This is a genomic window from Mesorhizobium sp. M0676, from assembly GCF_040320535.1.
Classification (GTDB): Bacteria; Pseudomonadota; Alphaproteobacteria; order Rhizobiales; family Rhizobiaceae; genus Mesorhizobium.
Map to the genome: position 1 here is coordinate 48,557 of NZ_JAMYPU010000026.1, position 24,274 is coordinate 72,830.

Here is a 24,274-nt window from a genome sequence, read left to right on the forward strand (position 1 = left end):
GTGGTGTGCCCGGCTTGTCCGCCGGTCGCGCCTGGCCCGCCAATGGCGGATGCTCGTAGCGGACGCCGGGAAAAATGATCACCGCCGCCGGCGTACCGGTGTCCTGAACTGCTCGATTGACTGGTGCCGATCGCGGCACGAAAGACAGTACCATGCCCATGGTTCGCGTATTCCTCTCGGTTGCCCCGGAGCACAACGCAACGCCTCCAAATGTGATTAAGGCCGGCAGAGGGTTAACGGAGCGCTAACGGATCGCGGCTAATTTGATGTTTGTTCCAGGCCTTGCGCGAAACCGACACAGTTGCGGTTGAGCATGGCCCGGGTTGTGTCGAGTGTCGGGCGTATCTTCCGTGTCAGCTTCGGATTTCAGGCAAATCGCCATACGGACGGAATCGGGAAAAGCCGAAAGGCTGTTTCGCGCCGCCGTGTCGGCGTTCTGCTCGCTGACCCGCCCGTCGCGCCGCGAGATCGCCCAGCTCGAGGATCTGACGCTGCCGCTGTTCGACAGCGTGCCGGTCGAATCGCGCCGCTATGTCGCCGCCGCCCTGTCCGAATGCGAATATGCGCCGGCCGCCCTGGTGCGGCGGCTTTGCGAGGAGCCGGTCGATGTCTGCGCGCCCTTGCTCGTCCGTTCGCGGGCGCTGGGCGACATCGACCTGATCGCGTTGATCGGCCGCCACGGCCTGCCGCATGCGCGCGCCATTGCCCGCCGCAAGGATTTGAACCCGACCATCGCGCAGTTGATCAAGGCGCTGGAAAAGCCGACCCTGGTGCGCGTGCGGCAGCCCGAGCCGATCGCCGACGTGGCGGGCAACGGTGCCGAAGCCGCTGCCGCCGCTCCCAGCGCACCAAAACTGCCCGGCAGCGCCGCCGAAACCGCCAGGCGCCGCCTGCGCTCGATGATGCTCGCCGAGGGCGAGGCGACATCGGTCAATCCCTTCGCCGGCTCAGCAACTTACAGCAAGCTGCGCGAGACGGCGCTGACCGGCAACGCCGCCTTCTTCCAGACCGCGCTTGCCGACGCGCTCGATATCGACTTCTCGACGGCGCGGTCGCTGACCAAGCATTCGAGCTATGTCTCGCTGCTCGCCGCGCTGCGGGCGCTCGACCTCAGCGAGGACAGGGCATTCCTGATCGTGGTCGCGGTGTACCCCCGGGAGTTTCCGCACCCGCAGGCGATCCGCATCTTCCTCGACCGCTACCGGCTGCTGCATCACGAGGCGGCGCTCGACAAGGTGCGCGGCTGGAAGGCCGAAACATTGTCGCGAGCGGTGCGCGGCAACACCCCTGTCGCCGCGAATGGCGACCAAGCGCCGGACGTCGACAAAGCCAGCTTAGGGGCCAGCCTCAAGGCGTCTTGACGGAGAGAAGCTCCTCGACGGAAACCGTTCCGGCCTCGATCTCGACCACCCAGATGTCGGGATCGAATTTTTTCTCCCGCTCAAGCCTGGCGTCAAGCGCGGCGGCATCGTCGCCGGCGCCGAGCAGCGTGAAAAAGCGATCATCCGGTTTGTCCGAATCGTAGCTCGTCTGCGGCGCCGGGCCGAACAGGGAGACGTCGCCCAGCCTGCCGCGGGAGAGCACGAAGACAGCGCCGGCCTCGGTCGCGCCACGCTTGACGACGGCCGCAAAGCCGCCGGCGCCGAAGACACGGCGCAGCAGGGCCGACACCCAAAACTCGGTGGTTACGCGCATGACGAGGCTCCGGAGGACATGCGCGGCGTCTTAGCCGGATTTTCGTCTATCCGCGAGCGGTCGTCTTGACCACTCAATTGGTCAGGCCGATCTCGCGCATCTTGACGTAGACGACCTCGTCGGGCTCGCCCGTTTCCGGCAGGCCGAACAGCGACTGGAATTCCTTGATCGCCGCCTTGGTGCGGGCGCCGACGACGCCGTCGAGCTGCATGTCGTCATTGCCGAATGCCTTCAGGCCGGCCTGGATCTTGACGATGCGGGCATCGGGCGCCTGGGCGGATACCGACGCGGAAACCGGGATGGGCGCAGGCGCGGCCTCGGGCGCGGCGACGGGAGCAGCGGCCATATCCACGGGCCTCGGCACAGGATGCGGGATGCCAGCCGTGGTCTGCTTGGCGCCGAGCTGGTCGAGCAGCACAGCATCGATCTCGCCGGACGCCGGCAGGCCAACCTTCTGCTGGTATGCCTGGATCGCCTTTTGGGTATTCGGCCCGGAAATGCCGTCGACCGTTCCCGTGTAGAAATCGAGATCCTTCAGGATGCCCTGGACCTGCTCGACGGTCGGGTCGCTTTTGACCGGTGCCGGGCCGGGCCGCAGGATGTTGATGGTGGTTTCGGGTTCGTCCGCGCCGGGGTGCGGAAAACCCTCGATGCTGCGGGTGGCGAAGAAGGCGCCGGCATGCGGAAACGGCTGGTACCACAGCGCGTTGGCGGAAACGTAGAACAGCGTCACCAGGAAGGCGGTCGACCCGCCGACCAGGACCGGATTGCGCGAGATCGCGCCGCCGAGCGCAATCGCGCCGGCCTCGAACGCGCCGCTGCGGCGCTTGACCGCCTTAGGCTGTTTTGCGGAGCGAGCCATTCCTGTCCCCTTTCGCGTCGCCTTTCGTCCTGGTCGCGGGCATCGGCAGCACGCCGTTCCTGTCGGTCGCGCTCCTCTTCGGCCCGTTCACCGGCAGGCTGATCGTGACCGTCGTCCCCTCGCCCGGCATGCTTTCGATCGACATCGTGCCGTCGTGCAGCGCCACCAGGCCCTTGACCAGCGACAGGCCGAGCCCGGTGCCCTCGAAGCGGCGCGTATAGTCGTTCTGGATCTGCATGAACGGCTTGCCGAGATTGACAAAATCTTCCTCGGCGATGCCGATGCCGGTGTCCCTGACCCAGAAATGCAGCCGCGAGCCGATCCGCTTGGCGCCGACGACGACATTGCCGCCATCGGGCGTGAACTTGACCGCATTGGAGACGAGGTTGATCAGGATCTGCTGCACGGCACGACGGTCGGCATTGATCTCGCCGGCGTCCGGCGCAATCTGCGCCTGGAGACCGATGTTCTTGGCATTGGCCTGCAGCTGCATCATCGACTGGCACATCTCGACCGCTTCGATAAAGCGGAACGGCTCGGGCTCGGTCGCGTAGGCGCCGGCCTCGATCCTCGAGACATCAAGGATGGAGGTGACGACGGCAAGCAGATGCTGACCCGACTCCTTCACCAGGCTGACATACTCCTTCTGGCGCGGGTCCTTGAAGCCGCCGAACATCTCATGCAGCAGCATGTCGGAAAAACCGATGATGGCGTTGAGCGGCGTCCGAAGCTCATGGCTGACGACCGCCAGGAAGCGGCCCTTTGCCACCTCGGCCGACGCTGCGGCCTCATTGGCGGCAGCAAGCTCGTCGCGCAATTCGGCAGTCTCGTCGTTCTCGCGCAGCAGCAGAGTGAAGGTCTCCTGCTGCTCTTCGGCGCGCATCAGTTCGAGCTGAAATGGCCGGTAATTGTCGGCCGTCGAGGCGCTGCCGTCCTGCGGCAGCCTAACCCGAAGATCGAGCCGGCGCGCCAGGGCGCCATCGCGCATGTCGGCAAGCGCGCTGAGATAAGCAACGCGATCGGACAGGTGGATGCGGTCGAACATGCCGGCGCCGAAAAGCAGTTCCGGCGGCAGCTTCAGGATGGTGCGCGCCTTGGCCGAGGCATCCAGGACCTCGCCATGCCGGGCGACATGCAGGACAACGGCGTCGATCATGTCTTCAAGGCGGTCGTTTGGAAGGAGCGCGGGCTGCGCACGTGCGGCATCGCCGAGGGCTGCGAGCCGGGGAACCAGCGTCAGGCCCCAGGCGAGCGGCAGCAGCCAGTGCCACGCCGCGACTTGCGCCCCGCCGAGCGGGACGACAGAGGCGACAAAGGGCTGCAGCAGCATTGCGGCCAAGGCCGAGAGGCCGCCCCAAAGTGCCGCGCGCTTTGAACCGCCGATCCACCAGGCCTCGAATGGCAGTGCCAGGGCCAGCAGCGCAACCGGCGACGCCAGGCCGCCTGCTGCCGCGACGGCGCCGGCAAGCGCAAGACCGCCGGCGGCAAGGGCAACCTGGGCTGCCAGCGTCATCTTGCCCGACGCCGCCACCAGCAAGGCGGCGAACCAGCAAAGACCGAAGGCGGCGAAAATGGTTGCGACGGTGACGGCGGCGCCCATGCCCGAGGTGACCAGTGTCACCGCCGCACCGGCGGCGAAGAACGGAGCGGCAAGCATGATGCCGATGAACCGGCGCTGGCGCAGGCGATCGCCCTGGCCGATGATGGCCGGATGGACCATGCGTTCGCAACCGGCCGCCAGCGCGCCAGGCAGTTCAATATATCTGGCAGTTGTCAAACTCAACGCACTCGCACCCGGTCGTGACTGCCCCTGCGTTGCAGGTCGCTTTTGCTTGTTTGAAACTCGCATCCAGCGTTTAAGGAATGAATAAGGCTGACCGGAACAACGAGCGCGCTGCGGCAAAAATTGGAGCGCCGGCACCGGAATGCACCGCCATTTGTAGCCATAGTAAACGGAGCGTTATGTGCAAAGGGCGTGCCCGTGGCTGCGAAACCCTGAGCCGGCATGCCTGCTCTTCTGAAGATATCCATGCGCAACAATCGCTTAGATGGTTACTGCAAGGTTAAGAAAATTGGCGGCATTTGAGGCTAATGCACTGCAAAACGCCTCGCTTCGAATTTGCCTAAAATTTGAGGAAAATTTTCACTGAGCAAGAAAGCCGTCCTTTGCGCCTCATGTGCCATTGTCGCTGATATAAAGAGGTCATTGCGCATGGACGCATGATCCGGTCATTGGACGAGAGGGCAGATCGATGGGCTTTTTGATAAGAATGGCGTTCTGGTTTTCGCTGGTGTTGCTGGCGCTGCCGCTGACCGTCGGCCCCGACGAGGATGGCCGCGAGAGCGTCGGGCCGTTCCAGGCGCTTTTTGCGGCGCGCGAAGCGGTCGGCGACATCGCCGGCATTTGCGAGCGTAAGCCGGACGTCTGCGAAACCGGCAAGTCGGCGATGCATACGATCAGCGCCCGGGCCAAGGAAACCGCCAAGATCGCCGCCGCCATGCTGGACGACAAGAGCGCCGAGACCTCGCCCGATACATCGCTGGCCACCGGCAGCGTCGCCGAGGACATCGTGCTGCCGGCGACAGTCAACATACCTGCCAAGCTGGTGGCGAAGAACTAAACACCGTTTCAGCTGGTATCTACAGCGACACCGCAGGCCGGTCGGACCTCTCGATGCCTGCGGTGCTTTTCTTCTTTTTCCGTGACGCCGCAGCCGCGGATGACTATATCCCGAGCAATGGCCACGACGATCCAGACGATCCGCGACGACTTCTCCCTGCTCGACGAGTGGGAAGACCGCTATCGCTATGTGATCGAGCTCGGCGAAGCGCTGCCGCCATTTCCCGACGCCGAACGCAACGCCGCCAACAAGGTGCCGGGCTGCGTCAGCCAGGTCTGGCTGACCACGAGCCGAGCGCCGGGCGCCGATCCGGTCATCACCTTCACAGGCGATTCAGACGCTCATATCGTACGCGGTCTGGTCGCCATCATGCTGGCGCTGTTTTCGGGACGGACTGCCAGCCAGATCCTTGAAACGGACGCCGAGGCGACGCTGAGGTCGCTTGGCCTCGACGAACATCTGTCGCCGCAGCGGGCCAATGGCCTGCGCTCAATGGTCAAGCGCATCAAGCGCGACGCCGAGATGGCTCTCAAGCAGACTGCTTGATTGCTCTATCTTCTCTTCTTTCGACGCAATTCCCAAGAGAAAGCGCTCGGCAGTTTTCCTGGAATTGTTCTAGAAACAAAACGGCGCCGTAAGGGGCGCCGTTGATCTTGTCCATTGGAGCCGGTGTTACCGCCCCTTGCGTTTGCGGCCGAGGCCCATCTTCTTGGCCAGCTGCGAACGGGCAGCGGCATAGTTGGGGGCAACCATCGGATAGCTGGCGTCGAGATTCCACTTCTCGCGGTATTCATCGGGCGTCAGACCGTAATGGGTCATCAGGTGGCGCTTCAGCGACTTGAACTTCTTGCCATCTTCAAGGCAGACGATGTAATCGTCATGAACAGAGCGCTTCGGGTTTACCGCAGGCTTCTGCTTGTCGGCCGGAGGCTGTTCGCTTGCTCCGCCCACGCGCCCGAGAGCGGCATGGACATCAGCGATAAGGTTCGGCAATTCGCCGACCGGCACGGGATTGTTGCTGACATAGGCTGCCACCACATCGGCGGTCAGCTCGATCAGCGCATCGCTATTTCTGGAAGGTGTTTCGACGATATCCATGGTTTAGGCCCCAACGAAGGATGTTTCTGTTTGCGCCCTTTTTGGAAGATCGGGCATGGCGCGAATTTCACGCGGGAAGAGCTTCATGGATTCGCGTCCGGGCATCTTAATGAGCCCACAGACAAAGTAAGTCAATTCGCAGCTTGCGCTATATTCAACGATATTCATCGAATAGTCGCTCTTCAGCTTCAATCTTTCGTGCACTCTGTAACTTCGCGATATTTTCTGGTCGGACCAGGACTAGCATGACGTAAGGTCACACCACCGCTAAATCAGCAAGGACTCATAAAGTGGGCAGCGATGCTTGGTCTATGCTTCGAGGTTTGGGCGGCTGATTGTCGGATTCGTACCAAACTGTAAGTTGCAAAGCGTTGGCGAAACACGCCGAAGAAGATCTTCGGTCTGACCGGATTCAATACGGCGTGAGGTATTTTCCATAGACCCAGCCACTAACAAAACCACCATTTTGCGCCGGGTCGTGCCAAACTTGACACCATTGATAGCGAATTGCCTGTTTCTGTTTCCAGTGCGGCTGGCCGGCGATCTCCAGAAGATTCAAGCCGCCGGTGCACTTGCCGGTCATCTGCAGGATCGTCCCGTTAGGATAGGCGGCCTGCTTCCGCGAGGTGCCGGACGGATATTTGCGAACGTTGAGCGTGTCGCCGAACGGCACGCCAGCCACTTGCCAAGCGGCGAACGCGGTTGCATGAGACTGGCCGGTGAAAGCCAGAACGGTCGAAGCGACGACGGCGAGAGCCGCAGCGGTGTTGATATGGAAATTCATCATCCTCTCCTTTTGGCTCATCTCCCGAGCCCGCCGCAACCAATACATCCCGGCCCTTGAACCCGCGCTGATCGGCGTGTTCATTTGCCATTCAAGTAATTTCTTCAGTGAGACGCAATGACCAAGACCTCAGCTTTTCCGACCGCCAGCCCGCCGAGCCCCGAGAAACACCCCGTCTTCGACACGCATCACGGCATTACCCGCACAGATGACTATGCCTGGCTGAGGGCCGAGAACTGGCAGGCGATGTTCAGGGACCCTTCCCTGCTTGAGGGCCGCATCCGCGCCCATCTCGAAGCCGAAAACGCCTATCAAGCAGTGCTTATGGCCGATACGCTAGAGCTTCGGAAGCAGCTGTTCGGCGAGATGAAGGGGCGCATCAAGGAAGATGATTCGACGGTGCCGATGAAGGATGGCCCCTATGCTTACGGCTCATCCTTCAAGCTTGGCGGCGAACAGCCCCGCTATTTCCGCATGCCGCGCGATGGCGGCGATGAGCAGATCCTGCTCGATGGCGACGCGGAAGCCGAGGGCAAGCCCTATTTCCGCCTCGGCGGCGTCGACCATTCGGCCGATCACCGCAAGCTGTTGTGGGCGTTCGACGACAAGGGCTCTGAATTCTTCACACTTCGCGTGCGCGATCTCACCAGCGGCAAGGAACTGAGCGACCAGATCGAGGCCACCAGTGGTGGCGGCGTCTGGAATGCCGCCGATGACGGCTTCTTCTACACAAGGCTCGACGACAATCATCGCCCGTCCAAGGTGCTGTTCCACGCGCTCGGCGGCAGCCCCCTTAATGACCGGCTGATTTATGAGGAAACCGATCCCGGCTTCTTCATGGATGTCGGCGGCACGCGCTCCAACGAATGGATCATGATCGGGATCAACGATCACGAAACCTCGGAATATCACCTGATGCGCGCCGATGAGCCTTTCGCCGAGCCAAAGCTGGTGGCAAAGCGCGAGACTGGCCTGCAATATGATCTGGAAGAAGGCGGCGACATCTTCTTTATCCTCACCAATGCCGACGGCGCCAAGGACTTCAAGATCATGACGGCGCCGGCTAATGACCCGGTTCGCGCCAATTGGGAAGAGCTGGTGGCGCACGAGCCAGGCCGGCTGATCCTGTCGGTGGTCGGCTTCAGGGATCATATGGTCAGGCTCGAGCGCAAGGAAGGGCTGCCGCGCATCGTCGTTCGCGATCGCCGCAGCGGCGAGGAGCATCTGATCTCGTTCGACGAAGAGGCGTTCTCGCTCGGCCTGTCGGGGTCCTATGAATACGACACCGAGATCATGCGCTTCACCTATTCGTCGATGACGACCCCGGCGCAGGTCTTCGACTACAATATGCGCAGCCGCGAGCGTGTGCTGCTGAAGACCCAGGAAGTGCCGTCCGGTCACAATCCGGATCATTATGTCACGCGCCGGCTGATGGCGCCGGCCGCCGATGGCGAACTGGTGCCGGTCTCGCTGCTGCACCACCGCGACACGCCGCTCGATGGCTCCGCACCGTGCCTGCTTTACGGCTACGGCTCTTACGGCATTGCCATCCCGGCGGCGTTCAACACCAACTGGTTCTCGCTGGTCGACCGTGGCTTTGTCTTTGCCATCGCCCATGTCCGCGGCGGCAAGGACAAGGGCTATGGCTGGTATGACGACGGCAAGCGGGCGCACAAGATGAACACGTTCACCGATTTCATCGCCGTCGCGCAGCATCTCGTCGCCGAGCGTTACACCCAACACGACCGCATCGTCGCGCAAGGCGGCTCGGCCGGCGGCATGTTGATGGGTGCGATCGCCAACATGGCGCCGCAAAATTTCGGCGCCATCGTTGCCGAGGTTCCCTTCGTCGACGTGCTGACCACCATGCTCGACGCAAGTTTGCCGCTGACGCCGCCGGAGTGGCCGGAATGGGGCAACCCGATCGCGTCGGCGGAAGATTACCAAACGATCGCCGCCTACTCACCCTATGACAATGTCGCCGATCACGACTATCCGCCGATCCTGGCGCTGGCCGGCCTCACCGATCCGCGCGTCACCTATTGGGAGCCGGCCAAATGGGTGGCGCGGCTGCGCGAGCGCAAGAGCGGCGACAATCCGGTGCTGTTCAAGATCAACATGGATTCCGGCCATGCCGGCGCCTCCGGCCGCTTTTCAAGGCTGGAGGAGATCGCCTATACCTACTCCTTCGCGCTCAACGTTACGGCCAAGCCCGAACCCGAGGTTACGGGCAAGGCTGAGAATGCAACGGAGGCGTCGCAATGATCGATCTATCCACCTTGACGGCTTACATAGCGGTTGTGCTTGGCTTTGTGTTTATTCCAGGCCCAGCCACGCTTTTGACGGTCGCGCGAGCGACGAGTTCCGGAACCAGGGTTGGCGTCGCGACGGGCGCGGGCGTCGCGGCTGGCGATGTGTTCCATACCATCATGGCGATGGTCGGCATTTCGGCGATCATCGCCACTTCGGCAACGCTGTTCAGCGTCGTAAAATACATCGGCGCGGCGTATCTCGTTTACCTCGGCATTCGCGCAATCATCGAGAAAATACCGGCCGATCCTACTGCCGGTGCACTCGCGATCTCCGCCAGCAAGGCGTTTCGTCAAGCTGTCCTGACCGAAGTGCTTAATCCAAAGACGGCGCTTTTCTTCCTTGCCTTCCTGCCCCAGTTCGTGCGGCCTGAAAACGGATCGGTGATGCTCCAGCTGATGACGCTGGGCATAATCTTTGTTCTGCTCGGCCTTTTCAGCACAGTCGTCTTTGCCGTGAGTGCGGGCCGGCTCGGCACGTTCCTGCGCCGCAATCCGTCGGTGGTGAAATTGCAAGGCAAGGTGGTTGGCGGCATCTACTGCGCGTTAGGCGTCCGTCTGGCCTTGCAGCAGCGCTGATGTCGATGCGAAAGGCGCGCCCGTCGAGGCGCGCCGGTCGTCACTTTTTGAATTCCAGGCTGCTCATTTTCACTCGCATTTGCAATGGCTGCGCGCTACCCAATGCGCGCCACCTTCCAGACCATGACATACGCAAAGGGGCCACTATGTTGCTCGTCGACACCTATCTCGAGAAATCACCGATCCAGGGCATCGGGGTTTTCGCCAGGAACCACATTGCCAAGGGCACGCTGGTCTGGAAGCTCGACCCCAGATTCGACCGGATCATCGACGTCGAGACCTATGAAGGCGAGAGCGGCCCGGTGAAGAACTATCTCGACCGTTATTCCTATCCAGACCGCCGGGATCCGAACTACATCGTCTTCGAAGCCGACGACGCACGCTACATGAACCATGACGACGAACCGAATTGCGATGTCTCCTCGCCCGAGGAAACCTATGCCTTGCGCGACATCGCACCCGGCGAGGAACTGACCTGCAATTACAGTCATTTCTTCGAGACGGGCTTCGACTTCCTCGGTGATCGCCACCTGTAGATCGCCACCTGTAGCCGGGATCACTTGGCCGGCTTGCTGCGCACCGGGTAGCCGTTGGGATGCGGCGGCACCGCCTTGAGATAGGCGGCTATTGCCGCGCGATCTTCCGGCGGCAGTTCGGCCATGTTGTGCTGCACGTCGACCATGGCGCCGCCGACCGAATCGAAATCAGGGGTAAAACCGGTTTCCAGATAGTTGGCGATGTCGGCTTCCGACCAGTCACCGAGCCCGCCTTCGCCCGATGTGATGTTCGGCACGATGCCGCTGCCTTCGGCGGCCGCCGCGCCAGCCAGCCACTGGCTCTTCCTGGTGCCGCCGGTGATGTCGCGCGGCGTGTGGCATTCGCCGCAATGGCCAGGCCCCTCGACCAGATAGCGGCCGGCGAGTACCGGATCAGGCGTGCCATCGGCAAAGGCAATCACCGGCTCTTTGCTGAGATAGAGCCGCTTCCACAGGCCGAGGCCGCGGCGGATGTTGAAGGGGAAACTCAGGGAATTGTCCGGCGCCTTGCCGGCGACCGCCGGCAGCGTCTTCAGGAACGCATAGAGATCGGCAATATCAGCCGGCTTCATGCGGGCGTAGGATGTGTAGGGGAAGGCCGGATAGAAATGCTCGCCCGACGGCGACACGCCCTTCAGCATGGCGTTGGCAAGGTCCTCGACCGTCCAGGCGCCGATGCCGTCCTTGGGATCCTGCGAGATGTTGGGCGGCACAAAGGTGCCGAACGGCGTCTTGAGCTCGAGGCCGCCGACCAGTTGCAAACGGGCGTCACCCTGCGAGCCTGGCTTGGCGTGACAGGAGGTGCAGCCGCCGGCATTGAAAATGCGCTTGCCCCTGGCGGCGTCGCCGGGGCCGAGCTGCGCCAGGGTGTCAGTGTCGAGCTTGACCGACGCCGACAACAGCCAGCCGGCGCCGGCACCGACGACACCCAGGACAAGGGCGGCGCCGACAAATTTTTTCCACAAGGGCATTGCCCGGGATCAGCTCTTCTTCACCCGATAGGTCTTGTGGCAGGTGCCGCAATCACTGCCGAGCGTATCGATCTGCGCCTTCAACGCATCGACATCGGCGGGGGCGGCGGCGACTGCGGCCTTGACGTCGGCGAGGTACTTGTCTTCGGTCGATTTGAAGCCCGCCATGTCTTTCCAGATTTTGGGCGAGGCGGTGGTATCACCGCTGTCGCTGCCGGCCGGGAAAAGCGTGTCGACATCGAACTTCTCGGCATTGACTTGCAGCGCCTGCAGCGCCGTCAGCACGGCGGCGGCATCGAAGTCTGCCTCGCCCTTGGCGATTTTTGACAGGCCGCCGACGATCTTGCCTCGTTCCTTCATCAGTCCCTGTCGGTCGAGGATCGGGTCGGCAAAAGCCGCCGAGGCGGCGAGGCTGAGCATAGAGATGGCGATAACAAGCTTTCTCATTCAATTGGCTCCAGGATGATGAGGGGTCGCGACCTAACGTTAACGGAGGGCGGGCCGGGATTATTCCCTGTCCGCCGGCCGGATTCTGCCGAATTTTGTGTGCCTGCTGCTTCAGCTGAGAAAGAAAAGCCCCGGAGTACCGGGGCTTCTCTGGGTCGATCAGGCTTTCGCCTCTTCGTACATTTCAAGGACATGGTCCCAGTTGATGAGGCTGTCGACGAAGGCCTCGAGATATTTCGGCCGCGCGTTGCGGTAGTCGATGTAATAGGAATGTTCCCAGACATCGACGCCGAGGATCGGCGATGCGCCATGGACGAGCGGGTTCTCGCCGTTCGGCGTCTTGGATATCGCCAGCTTGCCGTCCTTGACCGAGACCCAGGCCCAGCCCGAACCGAACTGCGTGGTGCCGGCGGCGATGAAGTCGGCCTTGAACTTGTCGTACCCGCCGAGATCCGCGTCGAAAGCCTTCTGCAGGGCGCCCGGAAGCTTGTTGCCGCCGCCGCCCTTCTTCATCCACTTCCAGAAATGGATGTGGTTGTAGTGCTGGGCTGCGTTGTTGAAGAGGCCGGCATTCTTGCCGAACGACTGTTTGACCACCTCTTCGACCGACAGATCGCCAAGGCCCGCTTCGGCGGCCAGCTTGTTGCCGTTGTCGACATAGGCCTTGTGGTGCTTGTCGTGGTGATACTCCAGCGTCTCCTTCGACATGTAAGGCTGCAAGGCCTCGTAGTCGTAGGGCAAGGCGGGCAATTCAAAAGCCATCGGTCATACTCCTCATGGAAAAATCCGGTGCGGATACCGGATTAAGATAGGGCTGCATTGATCTGGAACAACTCCGGAATGAAGCGCCAATTGCCTTTTAGCGGCTCAACCGGCGGAAGTCGAATGCGCCCATTCCCAATAAAGGTCGCGCGCTTTCTTGGCCACCGGCCCGGGCTGCAGATCGCGGTCCTCGATGCGGGTGATCGGCACGACCTTGGAATGATTTCCGGTCGAAAAGATCTCATCGGCTTCAAGAAAGTCGCGCACCGACAGCATCTTCTCCGTGGTCTTGAAGCCGTAATCGCCAAGCAGCGTCATGGTGCGCGAGCGGGTGATGCCGGACAGGAAGGTGCCGTTGGGCGCCGGCGTCAACACGTGGCTGTCCTTGACCAGGAAGATGTTCGAGGTTCCGGTCTCGGCGACATTGCCCAGCATGTCCAGCACCAGCGCATTGTCGAAGCCGCGTCCCTTCGCTTCGAGGATGGCGCGGCCATTGTTGGGATAGAGGCAGCCGGCCTTGGCATTGGTCGGCATGGTCTCGATGGTCGGCCGCCGGAACGGCGACACGGTGATCGAAAAGCCGGTCGGCGAGATCATCGGCGATTCGTAGAGGCAGAGGCAGAAACGGGTCGAGGCCGGATCGGCCGGCACGCCCATGTAGCCGCCATGCTCGGCCCAGTACATCGGCCTGATGTAGACCGCTGTCTTGCCGTCGAACTTCTTCAGCCCGTCCCAGGTCAGTCCAACAATCTCATCGGCGCTCATCGACGGCGCGAGGCCGAGCGCGGTCGCCGATGCGTTCACCCTAGCGGCATGCAGCTCGAGATCGGGGGCGACGCCTTCGAACCAGCGGGCGCCGTCGAAGACGCTGGTGCCGAGCCACATGGCGTGGCTGCGCGGACCCAGAATGGCGACGTTGCCTTCGTACCAGTCGCCGTCGACGAAGGTCCATGTCGCCGATAGCGCCGCAGTCGCCAGTGTCATTGTTCGGTTCCGCTTCAAAGCTGCCTGTGCCAAGCATTGGAAGATGCTTTGACCGGCGCCGTCAACCGGCATGGAGCGGTTTTTGTTGAGGCCAGAGCGCCCCAAGAAAGCGATCAAACTACAATCGATGCTTGCACCTTGCGCCGCCTGCCCTCAAAACTGTCGCCATGCATTACGCGGCTTACGTTTTCGACGCCTATGGCACGTTGTTCGACGTGCACGCCGCCGTGCGCCGTCACGACGGCGAGATCGGCCCCGACGGCCCGCTGCTTTCGGAAATCTGGCGCGCCAAGCAGCTGGAATATTCCTGGGTGCGCACGCTGATGGGCGGCTATGCCGATTTCTGGCAGCTCACCGAACAGGCGCTCGATTTCGCCCTGCGCAAGGTTCCCTCCGCCGACAAGGGACTGAAGGCCAAGCTGCTCGAAGCCTATTGGCGGCTCGACTGCTATCCGGAAGTGCCGGCCGTGCTCAAGGCGCTGAAAGCGTCCGGCGCCAAGCTCGCAATCCTGTCCAACGGCTCGCCCGAGATGCTGGAAGCGGCGGTCAAGTCGGCCGCCCTCGACCAGGTGCTGGACGATATCTTTTCGGTCGACGCCGTCAGGCGCTTCAAGACCGACCCGTCGACCTACGACATGGTGGCGACGGGCTGGCGGCTCTATCCGGGCGCCGTCTCGTTCCAGTCGTCCAACCGCTGGGACATCGCCGGCGCCACCAAATTCGGCTTTCGCACCGTGTGGATCAACCGCGCCAACCAGCCCGAGGAATACCGGGATTTCCCGCCGGCGCTGATCCTGCCGTCGCTTGACGGCCTGCTGACCGGCGGCTGATCACTCTGTTGCCTTCGAGCAACAGTGGCAGAGCGGTCACAGCTTCGCCTTTGTTTGTCCACCCTCAGGCCAGAATCGGAACCGCCTATCGCGTCAGGCATTGGGAGAGGCCGACCACTGCGCCGCTTGAAGGCATTCACGCTTTCTTGCGATTCGAGACTTAAAAAAGGCAACCATGTTGAAGACCGAAATCGACCCCTATCGCCTGAGCCGTCGCGGCTTTCTGAATGCCGCAGCCCTTGGTGCCGCCTCGATTGCGGTCTCCGCCTGCACCACCACCGGACCGGCACCGGCGCCGGTCGAACCGCCACCGCCGACCTATGACGAGCCGCCGCTCGGCGACTATGCGACGATGTACGGCCCGATTTCCGACAGCGGGTTCGAGCTCCCAGCGATCCCGATCAAGAAGATGGACCCGCAGTTCCTACGCCAGATTGTTCCCGATCCGACCGGCCAGCGGCCAGGCACCATCATCGTCGATACGACCAACCATTTCCTCTATCTGGTGCGCGAAGGCGGCCAAGCGATCCGTTACGGCGTCGGCCTCGGTCGCGCCGGCTTCGAATGGTCGGGAGACGCCGTCGTCCAGTGGAAGCAGAAATGGCCGAAATGGACGCCGCCCGATGAGATGGTCGCCCGCCAGCCTGAACTGGAAGAATACAGCGCCAAGAACGGCGGCATGCCCGGCGGCCTCAAGAACCCGCTCGGCGCCCGCGCGCTCTACCTGTTCCACGACAACGTCGACACGCTCTACCGCCTGCATGGCTCGCCGGAATGGAACTCGATCGGCAAATCCGTCTCGTCAGGCTGCGTGCGCCTGATAAATCAGGACATCATCGACCTCTACGACCGCGTGCCGTCGAAGAGCCCGGTCATCGTGACGTCCGACATAGGCCAGCCGATGGCGGCGAGCGCAAACCGCAGAGCCATCCCGATCGATGGCGGGGTGCCGGATGGCTCGGTCCTGCTCGGCCCGGTGACCTGATCGACTTCATCTATGCCATGAAGCGGCAGGTTCCGCTCCATGCGGCAAAGCTCGTCAGGATCCCGATAGCTTCACGCGAATGCCTGGGGTTCGCATCCAAGATATGCAATGCCGGCAACAGGAGGCCAAAAAAGACGTCCAGACAAACCACGGAGCCGCTGCAATCGGGGCGGCCATGCCCTGTCAATCTCGACGCTGCTGTGTTTCGTTACCGATTGATGTATATTAGACGGGAGTATGATTGCAGAGACATACATTTCATTAGATCATTGATGGTGGGGGAACGCCGATGGTGGGATTTGATTTCGATAGTCCGCCTGCCGACGGCGCCGAGGCCAACCTGTCGGCCGAATGCGAGCGCCAATTGCTGCCGCTCGTCCGCGGAATTGTCGAGGCGGCGGTTGCCGCCGGGTGGAGCCAGGAAGACGTTCTTCTGGCCATGGTCGAGCTGTCCTGGGATCTGTACGAGAAACGCCGAGGCGATCTTTAGCAGGCCTGCGTGAGCCGGATAATTCGGTAGCGCCGGCCAAGCCAGGCCATGTTTTTCTCGCGCGAACTTTTTTCTTCACTTACAATGTTTTTCTATCCGCGGGATGCGCTACGCTGCCTTTGGGCAAGACTATGGGGGATACAAATTACCGTCCGGATTTCCGGGTTGGCTGTTTGCACGGCACGGAATTTCGATGGGCTGGCAAAGCGGCTGAGGCAAGGCTGAATGAAAAATGCGGGCGAGGTTCAGGAACGCAGCGCAGGCGCCGATCGGGTCGATCGGCACGCCCTCGACACAATCCCCGAAAATGCCAATCCCAGAAGAGCAACCATGCGGGGGAGCGGGATATGCTCTGTCCGCAGCCCTGGATCGCTCCCGGAGGGTCGCCATCGCCGAAGTCGCTTACCTCGCGGGATTTTCGGATCAAGGCCATTTGGCCACCGCCATGAAGAAGCACAAGGGAAAGAAGCCATGGTTCGGGCGATAACTGCTGCTGGATCGTCCGTGGCAATGACAGATAGTCGACCAGCTCTGTCAGTGGCCGCGATCTATATTCGGAATACAATTCTGGATTGTGACGGCACACTATGCACAATAACTAGGCAAAAATGGTAAGATAAGATCGGAAAATAGTCAGGTAGCCTTGGCTAAAATTCAAACCTGTAAATTTATAGTCAAAATCCTGGTAAAATTTTCATTTGAGCTCAAATTCTTCTTTGCAATATAAAGCAGCATCTGTAGGATTCGAAGGAACGCCCAGGAGCAAACGTCAATTCTGGGCGCCTCGATACAGCACAGGATTGGATTGATCGGCGCAGCAGTGGCAGAGACGAAGATGCAACATAGAGGCAACGTCCAGGAAAGCGCCGGGACAGAGCGGCGGCGCGCGGATCGTCGCATCTTCGACGGAATACCGGAAAGCGCGGGGCGCTACCTGGTCACGTTTCGAGGCGGCGCGGCTCATGTCGTTCATGGGCCGGGATCACACACATTCAAAGCGGCGGAACATTTCGCTTCGGTTCTGCTTACACCCTCACCAGGGATTGCGGCATCGCTGGGCAGCGACAAAGTACACGAATACGACGGCGACGTCGGCATGATCATGATCGTCCCAGCCGATCTCGGCGGCAAGGTGACCCGGTCATCCACTACGGAGAGCGTAATCGTGGCGCTCACCCCCGAGAGTCTCTTCGAGCTGGCAACGCGTGAATTCGACACCGGCCATGCCGAGCTTCAACCGCCGCCGTTCGGGACCGTCGACTTTCAGGCGCTGCAACTCGCGCAGTTGCTGAAGGCGGAACTGACGGATCGGGAAACTCCAAACGAGTTCTATGTGGATTCGTTGGTCACCATGTTCGGCGTCCATTTGCTTCGGAACTACGCAGGAGCGCGAAAGTTGCCACAAGCCCCAAAGGGCGGTCTGTCGAACCGCAGCGCCCGGCGGGTGCGCGAATTCCTGGAGGTAAATTTTTCCAGCAAGATCGCGGTGGCCGAGCTGGCCGCACTCTGTGGCCTTTCGCCGAGCCATTTCATCCTGGCATTCACCAAGACCTTTGGCGAGCCGCCGCACAAATACCTGCTGCGGCTGCGTCTCGATTTCGCCGAAAAACTTCTCATCGAGAGCGACCTGTCGATTGCGGAAGTCGCTCATCTCAGTGGATTCTCGGACCAGAGCCACTTGACAGTCACCATGTCCAGATACCGGAACAGAACCCCCAGGCAGGTGAAGCTGCAACGTTAACGACTGTTGCGGCGCGCATGATTGTCCGCGGCGATACCTCGATTGATCTTCAGTATAGTCGAAGGTTGTGTGGCAGAGCAGTCACAGTTGTCGCGCAGGGACCAAATACCGGATTTTCCTACAAAGATTCCGGATTATTCCAAAATACCTGCACCGCGAATGTGCTCATGGTCGCGATGGAAGTCATTTGGGGCGGGGGAGCAACCAGATGATACAGCATGTCGGATTGTCCCATGGACATTCAATTCGCGGAAATCGAGGTCTTCGCGCCTAAGGCCGAAGCGGCCTGGGCTGCACTGCAACGCCAATACGCCAGCCGGATCAGCGCTGCGGAACTCGACCATCTCCTGGCCTGTTTCGTGCTTGGACTGACCTCTCCGGCTTGTGGTGAAGGCGATCCGGGATTTCATTTCGATCTCTGCCGCGCGCTGGTGGCGGTAAGCCTGCCGCCGGAACGGACGGAGGCTGCACTGCATACGGTTCCAGAACCGACGCAGCCATGGGTCGCGAGCGCCTATCAGCTGATTGAAAAACAAGGCGCGAAGGTTGGTCTCTCGTTGCGGGAGAAGACGCGCAATTTCGAAGATTTTTTGGCCACCGAGGCGAATGGTGCGGCACATCAGGGCGCCTCGGCAATTGCGAGGAAAAACTAGCATGACCAGACGCGTCGAGGGGCAAGCAAGGATCGAATTTCTTCCTGGATTTGTCGGAAACTGGATCGCGGGTGCGGCCGACAGTCGCTCGGTTCGTCGCCGCCTGATGGCGGTCCTGCGCATGGCGCATCGTACGCTTGGAATGCGCCGCAAGGGTTTGGGGTTGGGGACGTTGGGCGTCGGCACCAGCGTGCGTTCGGCCTTGGCCTGCGGCGTGAGCCCGGCCAGCATGATCGGCGGCATGGCCGCGATCGCCGCGATCGGCATCGCCACACCGGCCCAGGCGCAATACCAGGCTGGCGGTGGTTCGGCGACCGGCGGCAACGCCGTCGCCATCGGTAACGGCACCGCGACGAATGGCAACAACAGCGTGGCGTTGGGCAGTTCCAACAGTGCAACGGGCGACGGCACGATCGCCATCGGCTATGCGATGGGTGTCAATGGCCTCAATGCCATAGGCATAGGTGTCTTCGCAGGCGCAACCGGCGTCAATGCCCTCGCCGTGGGCGGGAACGCCAAGGCCAACGGGGACGCAGCAAGCGCGATTGGCGTCAATTCGGTTGCAACCACAGGCGCGGCCGCCTTTGGCCTGAATGCGCGTGCCGACGGACTGAACTCGACGGCGATCGGCTATGTTACCCGGGCGACCGGGCTGCGCGCCACCGCGCTCGGGTTTGGGGCAACAGCATCCGGCGTGGATTCGATTGCGCAAGGTAACAGCGCCGTCGCCAGCAACCAGAATGCCGTCGCCATCGGTTTCCAGGCGACCGCGACTAGCATCAACTCCATCAACATTGGCGGGCGCACCGTCGTGGGAACAGGCGCGCTATCGCAGGGCGCCATCGCCCTTGGTACGGATGTGCTGGCATCTCAACAGAACACGGTCTCCATCGGCGTCCTGACCAAAGCGACCGGAACGGGCGCAACGGCGATGGGCAACACCGCCAGTGCATGGGGCAACCAATCCATCGCATTCGGCGTCGGTGCGCAGGCAGGCGTTCAGGCCAACACTGCCCTGCCCAACAGCATCGCCATCGGCACCAATTCGCTGTCTTCGGGCGCTTTCGCCACCGCGATGGGCGCTACCTCGGTTGCGAGTGGCTCCGCCAGCACTGCTATTGGCAACACCGCCGTTGCCAGCGGCGCAAACGCCTCCTCGTTCGGTTCCGGCGCGAATGCGACGGGAGACAATTCTCTTGCCGCCGGTGTCAGCGCCGCCGCCAGCGGGATTGCCAGCACCGCGCTCGGCATCGGCTCCAAGGCCAGCGCCACCAACGCCGTGGCGATCGGTAATGCGGCGGTCGCCAATTCCGCCGACGCTGTTGCAGTGGGCACGAATGCAACGGCGACGGGCGGCAAGGCTGTCGCCATCGGCGCCGGCAACACAGCCTTTGGCAACGGCGCGGTCTCCATCGGCGATCCCAGCTATGCCAGCGGCACCGGCGCCTTCACCGGCGGCGCCAACAACATCGCCAACAGCGACGGCACGGCAACCGCCACCGCGGCCAACCAGGCCGCCGGCGCCGTCGCCATTGGCAACAACAACAAGGCCGTCGGACAAGGCTCCGTGGCGCTGGGCAACGGCTCGACGGCGGGTGCCGCCGGCCTTGCCGGCAATGTCGCGCTGGGCAATGGCGCGACGGCGACGGCGAGTTCCGGCGACGTGGCGCTCGGCTCGGGCTCGGTAACCGCCGCGGCGGTCGGCACCGCCGGCACGACGATCGGCGGCGTCGCCTACAACTTCGCCGGCACGACGCCGGCGAGCACCGTCAGCATCGGCGCGGTCGGCGCGGAGCGGACCATCACCAATGTCGCAGCGGGCCGGCTCAGCAATTCCTCGACCGATGCGGTCAATGGCTCGCAGCTCTTTGCCACCAACCAGCAGGTGACGCAGAACACGACGGCCATCGCCGCCAACACCGCCGACATCACCAATCTCGGCAACACGATCAACAGCATCAGCACCGGCGGCGGCATCAAGTATTTCCACGCCAACTCGACGGCGGCGGATTCGTCGGCGACCGGCACAGACTCCGTCGCCATCGGACCAGTCGCGACCGCGACAGGGACGAACGCCATCGCGGCCGGTGTCAATTCGAGCGCCTCCGACGCAAACGCCTCGGCCATCGGCAGCGGCGCCGTCGCATCGGCCCTCGACGCAACGGCGATGGGATACATATCCAAGGCCTCGGGCCAGTACAGCACCGCCATCGGCGCCAATGCCAACGCCACAGGTTTGTCCAGCACCGCCATCGGCCAGAACGCGTTCGCAACCGACGCTCAAGCGACCGCCCTCGGCAAGCAAGCGAATGCCAGCGCAGCGGATGCGCTCGCGCTGGGCGCTAACGCCACCGCCGGCAACGCAGGCGCCGTGGCGCTGGGCTCGGGCTCGGTAACCACCGCGGCGGTCGGCACCGCCGGCACGACGATCGGCGGCGTCGCCTACAACTTCGCCGGCACGACGCCGACGAGCACCGTCAGCATCGGCGCGGTCGGCGCGGAGCGGACCATCACCAATGTCGCGGCGGGCCGGCTCAGCAACTCCTCGACCGATGCGGTCAACGGCTCGCAGCTGTTTGCGACCAACCAGCAGGTGACGCAGAACACCACCGATATCGCCGCCAATACTGCTGACATCACCAATCTCGGCAATTCGATCAGCAATATTACCGGCGACACCTCGCTGGCCTACACCGACGCCAATGGCGACGGCATCCGCTATGTGCGCACCAACGACAGGACGCTTGCCGTCGCGGACTCCTTCGCGCAAGGGATCGGCTCTTCCGCCCTGGGCTACCAGGCGACCGCGAGCGCCGACAATGCGCTGGCGCTCGGCCGCGACACCCAGGCGAGCGTCATCGGCGGCGTGGCGCTCGGCGCCGGCTCGGTTTCGGATCGGGCGGTCGCGCCCGTTTCGGGATCGATCCTCTCCGGCACCGGCCTCATTCCCTACAACACCGCGGACATGAGCCTGCTCGGCGCCGTCTCGGTCGGCACCTCCACCTCCTATCGCCAGATCATCAACGTGGCCGACGGCACGCAGGACCAGGACGCGGTCACGCTCCGCCAGTTGAAGGGCGCGCTGAGCTCGTTCGCGGTGACGGGAAGCTTGTATTTCCATGCCAATTCGACGGCAGCGGATTCGCTCGCGGTCGGCGTCGATTCGGTTGCGGTCGGTCCGCGCACCACCGTCAATGGCGACAATGGCATCGGCATCGGCAACGGCGCCATCGTGCAGCAGACGGCGCCGGGAGGCATTGCGATCGGCCAGAACTCGACCGTCAACCAGGCCGACAGCATCGCCCTCGGCACCAACGCGACCACCAACGGAGCGCAGGCGGTGGCGCTCGGCGCCGGCGCAAAGGCCAACGAGCCGGGCAGCGTCGCGCTCGGCGCGGGCTCGACGACGGCGGCGGCGGTCGCCACCACCGGCACCACGATCAACGGCGTTGCCTATACCTTCGCCGGAACAGCTCCGACGAGCACGGTCAGCGTCGGCACCGTCGGCAACGAGCGCACCGTCACCAATGTCGCGGCGGGCCGGATCAGCGGCACCTCCACCGACGCCATCAACGGCAGCCAGCTCTTCGCCACCAACCAGGCGGTCGAAGCCATGCAGGGTAGCGTCGGCGACCTCAACCAGTTCGCCGTCCAGTACGACAAGGACGGGAACGGCAACAAGTCCAACTCGATAACGCTTGCCGGCGGCGACCCGAACACGCCGGTCGTCATCCACAATGTCGGGGCGGGCGTTGCCAACACCGATGCGGTCAATGTTCAGCAGTTCAACAGCGGGTTAGCACTCAACCTGGACAATTCGAAGAACTACACCAACCAGGTGGCGGCCACCACGCTGCAGCAAGCCAATGCGTATGCGGACTCCAAACTCAGCCAGCTCAACATGGACATGGGAGAGGTCAGGGGCGAGGCGCGCCAGGCTGCGGCAATCGGCTTGGCGGCCGGCTCGCTGCGCTACGACGATCGTCCCGGCAAGCTGAGCGTGGCCGCCGGCGGAGGCTATTGGCGCGGTGAAGGCGCCCTGGCCTTCGGCGCCGGCTACACCAGCGAGGAGGGACGTGTTCGAGCGAACCTGTCCGGCACGACGGCAGGCGGGCACTGGGGCGTCGGCGCGGGCGTCAGCCTTACGCTGAACTAGAGCCCGGCCATGATCAGGCAGGCAGTCCTTGCTGTCGCGATATCCATGACGTCAATGCTCCTGTCCGGCCCGTTAGCGGCCGGGCAGGAAGCGATCCCTTCCGGCTACAGGGTAAAACCTTCCGACGTAGCGATCCCTGCGGATGCGAAGCTTGGCGAGTATCAACGGACCACCCGTCCGTTCGAGAACTGGACGCTGATCTGCGACGAGAACCTGAAGGCGCGCCAAAAGGTCTGCAATGTCACCCAGATCATCGAGGACCAGGCAGGACAGGTTGCGTTCAGCTGGTCGCTTGCCGCCACCAAGGAAGGCAACCCCTACATGATCTTGCGCGCCCCGCCGATCGCCAAGAGCGACGCTCCTGTCTCGCTGACATTCGAGGGGCGCAAGGAGCCGATAAAAATTCAACTCGACGGATGCAATCAGGCCGTCTGCGTCGGCATGCTGCCGGTTGGTCCGATCATGCGCGAACAGATTTCGAAGGCCGCGGCATCCGTCATCTCCTTCCCGACCACGGATGGCAGGACGATCAACGTAACCGCGACCCTTAAGGGCTTGGCCGCGGCCGTTGCGGCGATCAATTGACGAGGCAATCGCGATGAACCAGCAATCGATCCATGACCGGATAATGTCCCGCAACCAGGGAAAGGATGCTGTCCGGGTTGGCATCGAAGACCGGAGCAGACCGCAACGAAACCGCGCGAGGACCGCTGTCTTCTCGTTGCTCGCCATTGCCGTCGTCGCCACGGCCGGCTTCGCGGCCATGCGCTACGACCTGCTCCACAATTTATTGCAGCAGCCGGCGGTCGCGGAGACTAACCAGCCCAATCCGGCCCTGGCCGAAACGCCATTTCTGCAGCATGCCAAAGAGGCAGGCTTGCAGTCTTGTTCCAACATTTTCCCAGCCCTTGGGCAGATGCTGACGACCGGCACGACGTACAGCGTCCAGTCGATCTGGAACAACGAGGCCCCCGACAAACACCTCGTGGAAGCCCTGGTCGGCATGAACTACGCTACACAGGGCTACAGCGGTCCGGCGGCAGGCCTGGTGTTCGCAGCACCCACCGCATCCGTTTGCGAAGGTACGATGGTCAGGGTGGCGCCATTCGCGGCCAATTGCGCCGATGTTCCGGCCCTGCTTCCGAAAGACAGCAAGCTCGCCAACAATCTTGGACAAATCAGCGTCTATGAACTCGCCAATGGAGGGGGCAACGCGATGCTGCTGCCAACCGGCAACAGCTGCGTCGTCATTTCCGTGGCCTCGGCAGCAGGTAAACAAGGAGGCGTACAATGAGGGTGAATTCCGCCATTGCGGCGATCGGCATGCTGTTGCTTTGCGCCGGGCGGCTGGGCGCGGCGGACCTAGCCCCGGCGGCGGACGTGCCCGAGCCGCCGGCCCAGGAGGAGAGAGGCATCTGGGCGGCGATCGCCTATTCGAGCCCCGACGAGAAGCACGGCTTCTTTTGGGGCGCCGACAAGCGGCAGGAGGCGATGGACATCGCGCTGAAGCATTGCCAGAACGCCGGCGGCGGCAGCTGCGCCGTGGTCAGCGTATTCCGCAATCATCGCCATTGGGATGACGACGACAATACCGGCTTTCCCTACAAGCATTGCGGCGCCCTCGCCGTAGGCGAGAAGCCGGAAGGGCGGCTGACCCGCTGGGGCGCCGAGACGGCGCAAACACGCCGGGATGCCGAAGACCTGACACTGCAGGCCTGCGAGCGAAGCGGACAGAAATGCAAGATCCGCGAGTGGGTGTGCACATGACGCA

General features: G+C 62.6%; 24 protein-coding genes. 15 read left to right on the top strand and 9 right to left on the bottom strand.

Annotated elements, in window-relative coordinates:
- The first annotated feature begins 350 nt into the window (after positions 1 to 350).
- Positions 351 to 1,361 (top strand): hypothetical protein, encoded by a 1,011-nt coding sequence (locus NKI35_RS24520; RefSeq protein WP_352741667.1) that lies wholly within the window; start codon positions 351 to 353, stop codon positions 1,359 to 1,361.
- On the opposite strand, the gene NKI35_RS24525 is transcribed toward NKI35_RS24520, so the two are convergent.
- From NKI35_RS24525 to NKI35_RS24535, 3 genes are all read right to left on the bottom strand, one after another.
- Positions 1,348 to 1,695, bottom strand: coding sequence for a DUF1491 family protein (locus tag NKI35_RS24525; protein ID WP_023698568.1), 348 nt, complete (start codon positions 1,693 to 1,695; stop codon positions 1,348 to 1,350). The two genes, NKI35_RS24520 and NKI35_RS24525, sit on opposite strands and share 14 nt — an antisense overlap.
- A 73-nt stretch (positions 1,696 to 1,768) precedes the next feature.
- Entirely contained in the window at positions 1,769 to 2,557 is a 789-nt protein-coding gene (locus tag NKI35_RS24530) for a peptidoglycan-binding domain-containing protein (protein WP_023705444.1), read from the bottom strand.
- Complete coding sequence (locus NKI35_RS24535; RefSeq protein ID WP_352741680.1) at positions 2,532 to 4,277, bottom strand: ATP-binding protein; 1,746 nt, start codon at positions 4,275 to 4,277, stop codon at positions 2,532 to 2,534. Before NKI35_RS24535 ends, NKI35_RS24530 begins: the two co-directional genes overlap by 26 nt.
- 532 nt (positions 4,278 to 4,809) lie before the next feature.
- On the opposite strand from NKI35_RS24535, the gene NKI35_RS24540 reads away from it, so the two are divergent.
- Both NKI35_RS24540 and NKI35_RS24545 read left to right on the top strand, forming a co-directional pair.
- Positions 4,810 to 5,178 carry a DUF5330 domain-containing protein gene (locus NKI35_RS24540; RefSeq protein ID WP_023732038.1) on the top strand — a complete coding sequence of 123 codons (369 nt, stop codon included), beginning with the start codon at positions 4,810 to 4,812 and terminating at the stop codon, positions 5,176 to 5,178.
- A 117-nt stretch (positions 5,179 to 5,295) separates the two neighbouring features.
- The gene (locus tag NKI35_RS24545) at positions 5,296 to 5,724 is read left to right on the top strand and encodes a SufE family protein (protein WP_023684547.1); all 429 of its coding nucleotides are present in this window, start codon (positions 5,296 to 5,298) and stop codon (positions 5,722 to 5,724) included.
- 126 nt (positions 5,725 to 5,850) lie between these two features.
- On the opposite strand, the gene NKI35_RS24550 is transcribed toward NKI35_RS24545, so the two are convergent.
- Positions 5,851 to 6,276, bottom strand: coding sequence for a Ros/MucR family transcriptional regulator (locus NKI35_RS24550; protein ID WP_023673680.1), 426 nt, complete (start codon positions 6,274 to 6,276; stop codon positions 5,851 to 5,853).
- A gap of 412 nt (positions 6,277 to 6,688) precedes the next feature.
- Positions 6,689 to 7,063: an SH3 domain-containing protein gene (locus NKI35_RS24555; protein ID WP_023673681.1), complete on the bottom strand. Its 375-nt coding sequence runs from the start codon at positions 7,061 to 7,063 to the stop codon at positions 6,689 to 6,691.
- Between the two features lie 114 nt (positions 7,064 to 7,177).
- On the opposite strand from NKI35_RS24555, the gene NKI35_RS24560 reads away from it, so the two are divergent.
- The 3 genes from NKI35_RS24560 to NKI35_RS24570 all read left to right on the top strand — a co-directional run bounded on the left by NKI35_RS24560 (position 7,178) and on the right by NKI35_RS24570 (position 10,484).
- Positions 7,178 to 9,325, top strand: a complete 2,148-nt coding sequence (locus NKI35_RS24560; RefSeq protein ID WP_352741668.1) for a S9 family peptidase — start codon at positions 7,178 to 7,180, stop codon at positions 9,323 to 9,325.
- Entirely contained in the window at positions 9,322 to 9,948 is a 627-nt protein-coding gene (locus NKI35_RS24565) for a LysE family translocator (protein ID WP_023673683.1), read from the top strand. The genes NKI35_RS24560 and NKI35_RS24565 overlap by 4 nt, the downstream gene beginning before the upstream one ends.
- A 146-nt stretch (positions 9,949 to 10,094) precedes the next feature.
- The gene (locus NKI35_RS24570) at positions 10,095 to 10,484 is read left to right on the top strand and encodes an SET domain-containing protein (RefSeq protein ID WP_023673684.1); all 390 of its coding nucleotides are present in this window, start codon (positions 10,095 to 10,097) and stop codon (positions 10,482 to 10,484) included.
- Positions 10,485 to 10,504: 20 nt separating this feature from the next.
- Here NKI35_RS24570 and NKI35_RS24575 read toward each other — a convergent pair whose 3' ends face one another.
- From NKI35_RS24575 to NKI35_RS24590, 4 genes are all read right to left on the bottom strand, one after another.
- Positions 10,505 to 11,455: a cytochrome c gene (locus tag NKI35_RS24575; RefSeq protein WP_023673685.1), complete on the bottom strand. Its 951-nt coding sequence runs from the start codon at positions 11,453 to 11,455 to the stop codon at positions 10,505 to 10,507.
- A gap of 9 nt (positions 11,456 to 11,464) precedes the next feature.
- Entirely contained in the window at positions 11,465 to 11,902 is a 438-nt protein-coding gene (locus NKI35_RS24580) for a c-type cytochrome (RefSeq protein WP_023684552.1), read from the bottom strand.
- 159 nt (positions 11,903 to 12,061) lie between these two features.
- A complete protein-coding gene (locus tag NKI35_RS24585; protein ID WP_023673687.1) occupies positions 12,062 to 12,664 on the bottom strand; it encodes a superoxide dismutase in 603 nt (200 codons plus the stop codon).
- A 105-nt stretch (positions 12,665 to 12,769) separates the two neighbouring features.
- Positions 12,770 to 13,648 (bottom strand): branched-chain amino acid aminotransferase, encoded by an 879-nt coding sequence (locus NKI35_RS24590; RefSeq protein WP_023673688.1) that lies wholly within the window; start codon positions 13,646 to 13,648, stop codon positions 12,770 to 12,772.
- A gap of 167 nt (positions 13,649 to 13,815) precedes the next feature.
- On the opposite strand from NKI35_RS24590, the gene NKI35_RS24595 reads away from it, so the two are divergent.
- From NKI35_RS24595 to NKI35_RS24635, 9 genes are all read left to right on the top strand, one after another.
- A complete protein-coding gene (locus tag NKI35_RS24595; RefSeq protein ID WP_023684554.1) occupies positions 13,816 to 14,478 on the top strand; it encodes a haloacid dehalogenase type II in 663 nt (220 codons plus the stop codon).
- Between the two features lie 175 nt (positions 14,479 to 14,653).
- The gene (locus tag NKI35_RS24600; protein WP_023692792.1) at positions 14,654 to 15,463 is read left to right on the top strand and encodes a L,D-transpeptidase; all 810 of its coding nucleotides are present in this window, start codon (positions 14,654 to 14,656) and stop codon (positions 15,461 to 15,463) included.
- 289 nt (positions 15,464 to 15,752) lie between these two features.
- A complete protein-coding gene (locus tag NKI35_RS24605; RefSeq protein ID WP_023684556.1) occupies positions 15,753 to 15,953 on the top strand; it encodes a hypothetical protein in 201 nt (66 codons plus the stop codon).
- Between the two features lie 805 nt (positions 15,954 to 16,758).
- Positions 16,759 to 17,694 (top strand): helix-turn-helix domain-containing protein, encoded by a 936-nt coding sequence (locus tag NKI35_RS24610; protein ID WP_352741669.1) that lies wholly within the window; start codon positions 16,759 to 16,761, stop codon positions 17,692 to 17,694.
- 233 nt (positions 17,695 to 17,927) lie between these two features.
- Complete coding sequence (locus tag NKI35_RS24615) at positions 17,928 to 18,347, top strand: hypothetical protein (RefSeq protein ID WP_023684558.1); 420 nt, start codon at positions 17,928 to 17,930, stop codon at positions 18,345 to 18,347.
- 1 nt (position 18,348) lies between these two features.
- Complete coding sequence (locus NKI35_RS24620) at positions 18,349 to 22,503, top strand: YadA-like family protein (RefSeq protein ID WP_352741670.1); 4,155 nt, start codon at positions 18,349 to 18,351, stop codon at positions 22,501 to 22,503.
- A 9-nt stretch (positions 22,504 to 22,512) separates the two neighbouring features.
- Positions 22,513 to 23,088 carry an invasion associated locus B family protein gene (locus tag NKI35_RS24625; protein WP_023670757.1) on the top strand — a complete coding sequence of 192 codons (576 nt, stop codon included), beginning with the start codon at positions 22,513 to 22,515 and terminating at the stop codon, positions 23,086 to 23,088.
- 13 nt (positions 23,089 to 23,101) lie between these two features.
- A complete protein-coding gene (locus NKI35_RS24630; protein ID WP_352741671.1) occupies positions 23,102 to 23,797 on the top strand; it encodes a hypothetical protein in 696 nt (231 codons plus the stop codon).
- Entirely contained in the window at positions 23,794 to 24,270 is a 477-nt protein-coding gene (locus NKI35_RS24635) for a DUF4189 domain-containing protein (RefSeq protein ID WP_352741672.1), read from the top strand. The genes NKI35_RS24630 and NKI35_RS24635 overlap by 4 nt, the downstream gene beginning before the upstream one ends.
- Positions 24,271 to 24,274: the final 4 nt, after the last annotated feature.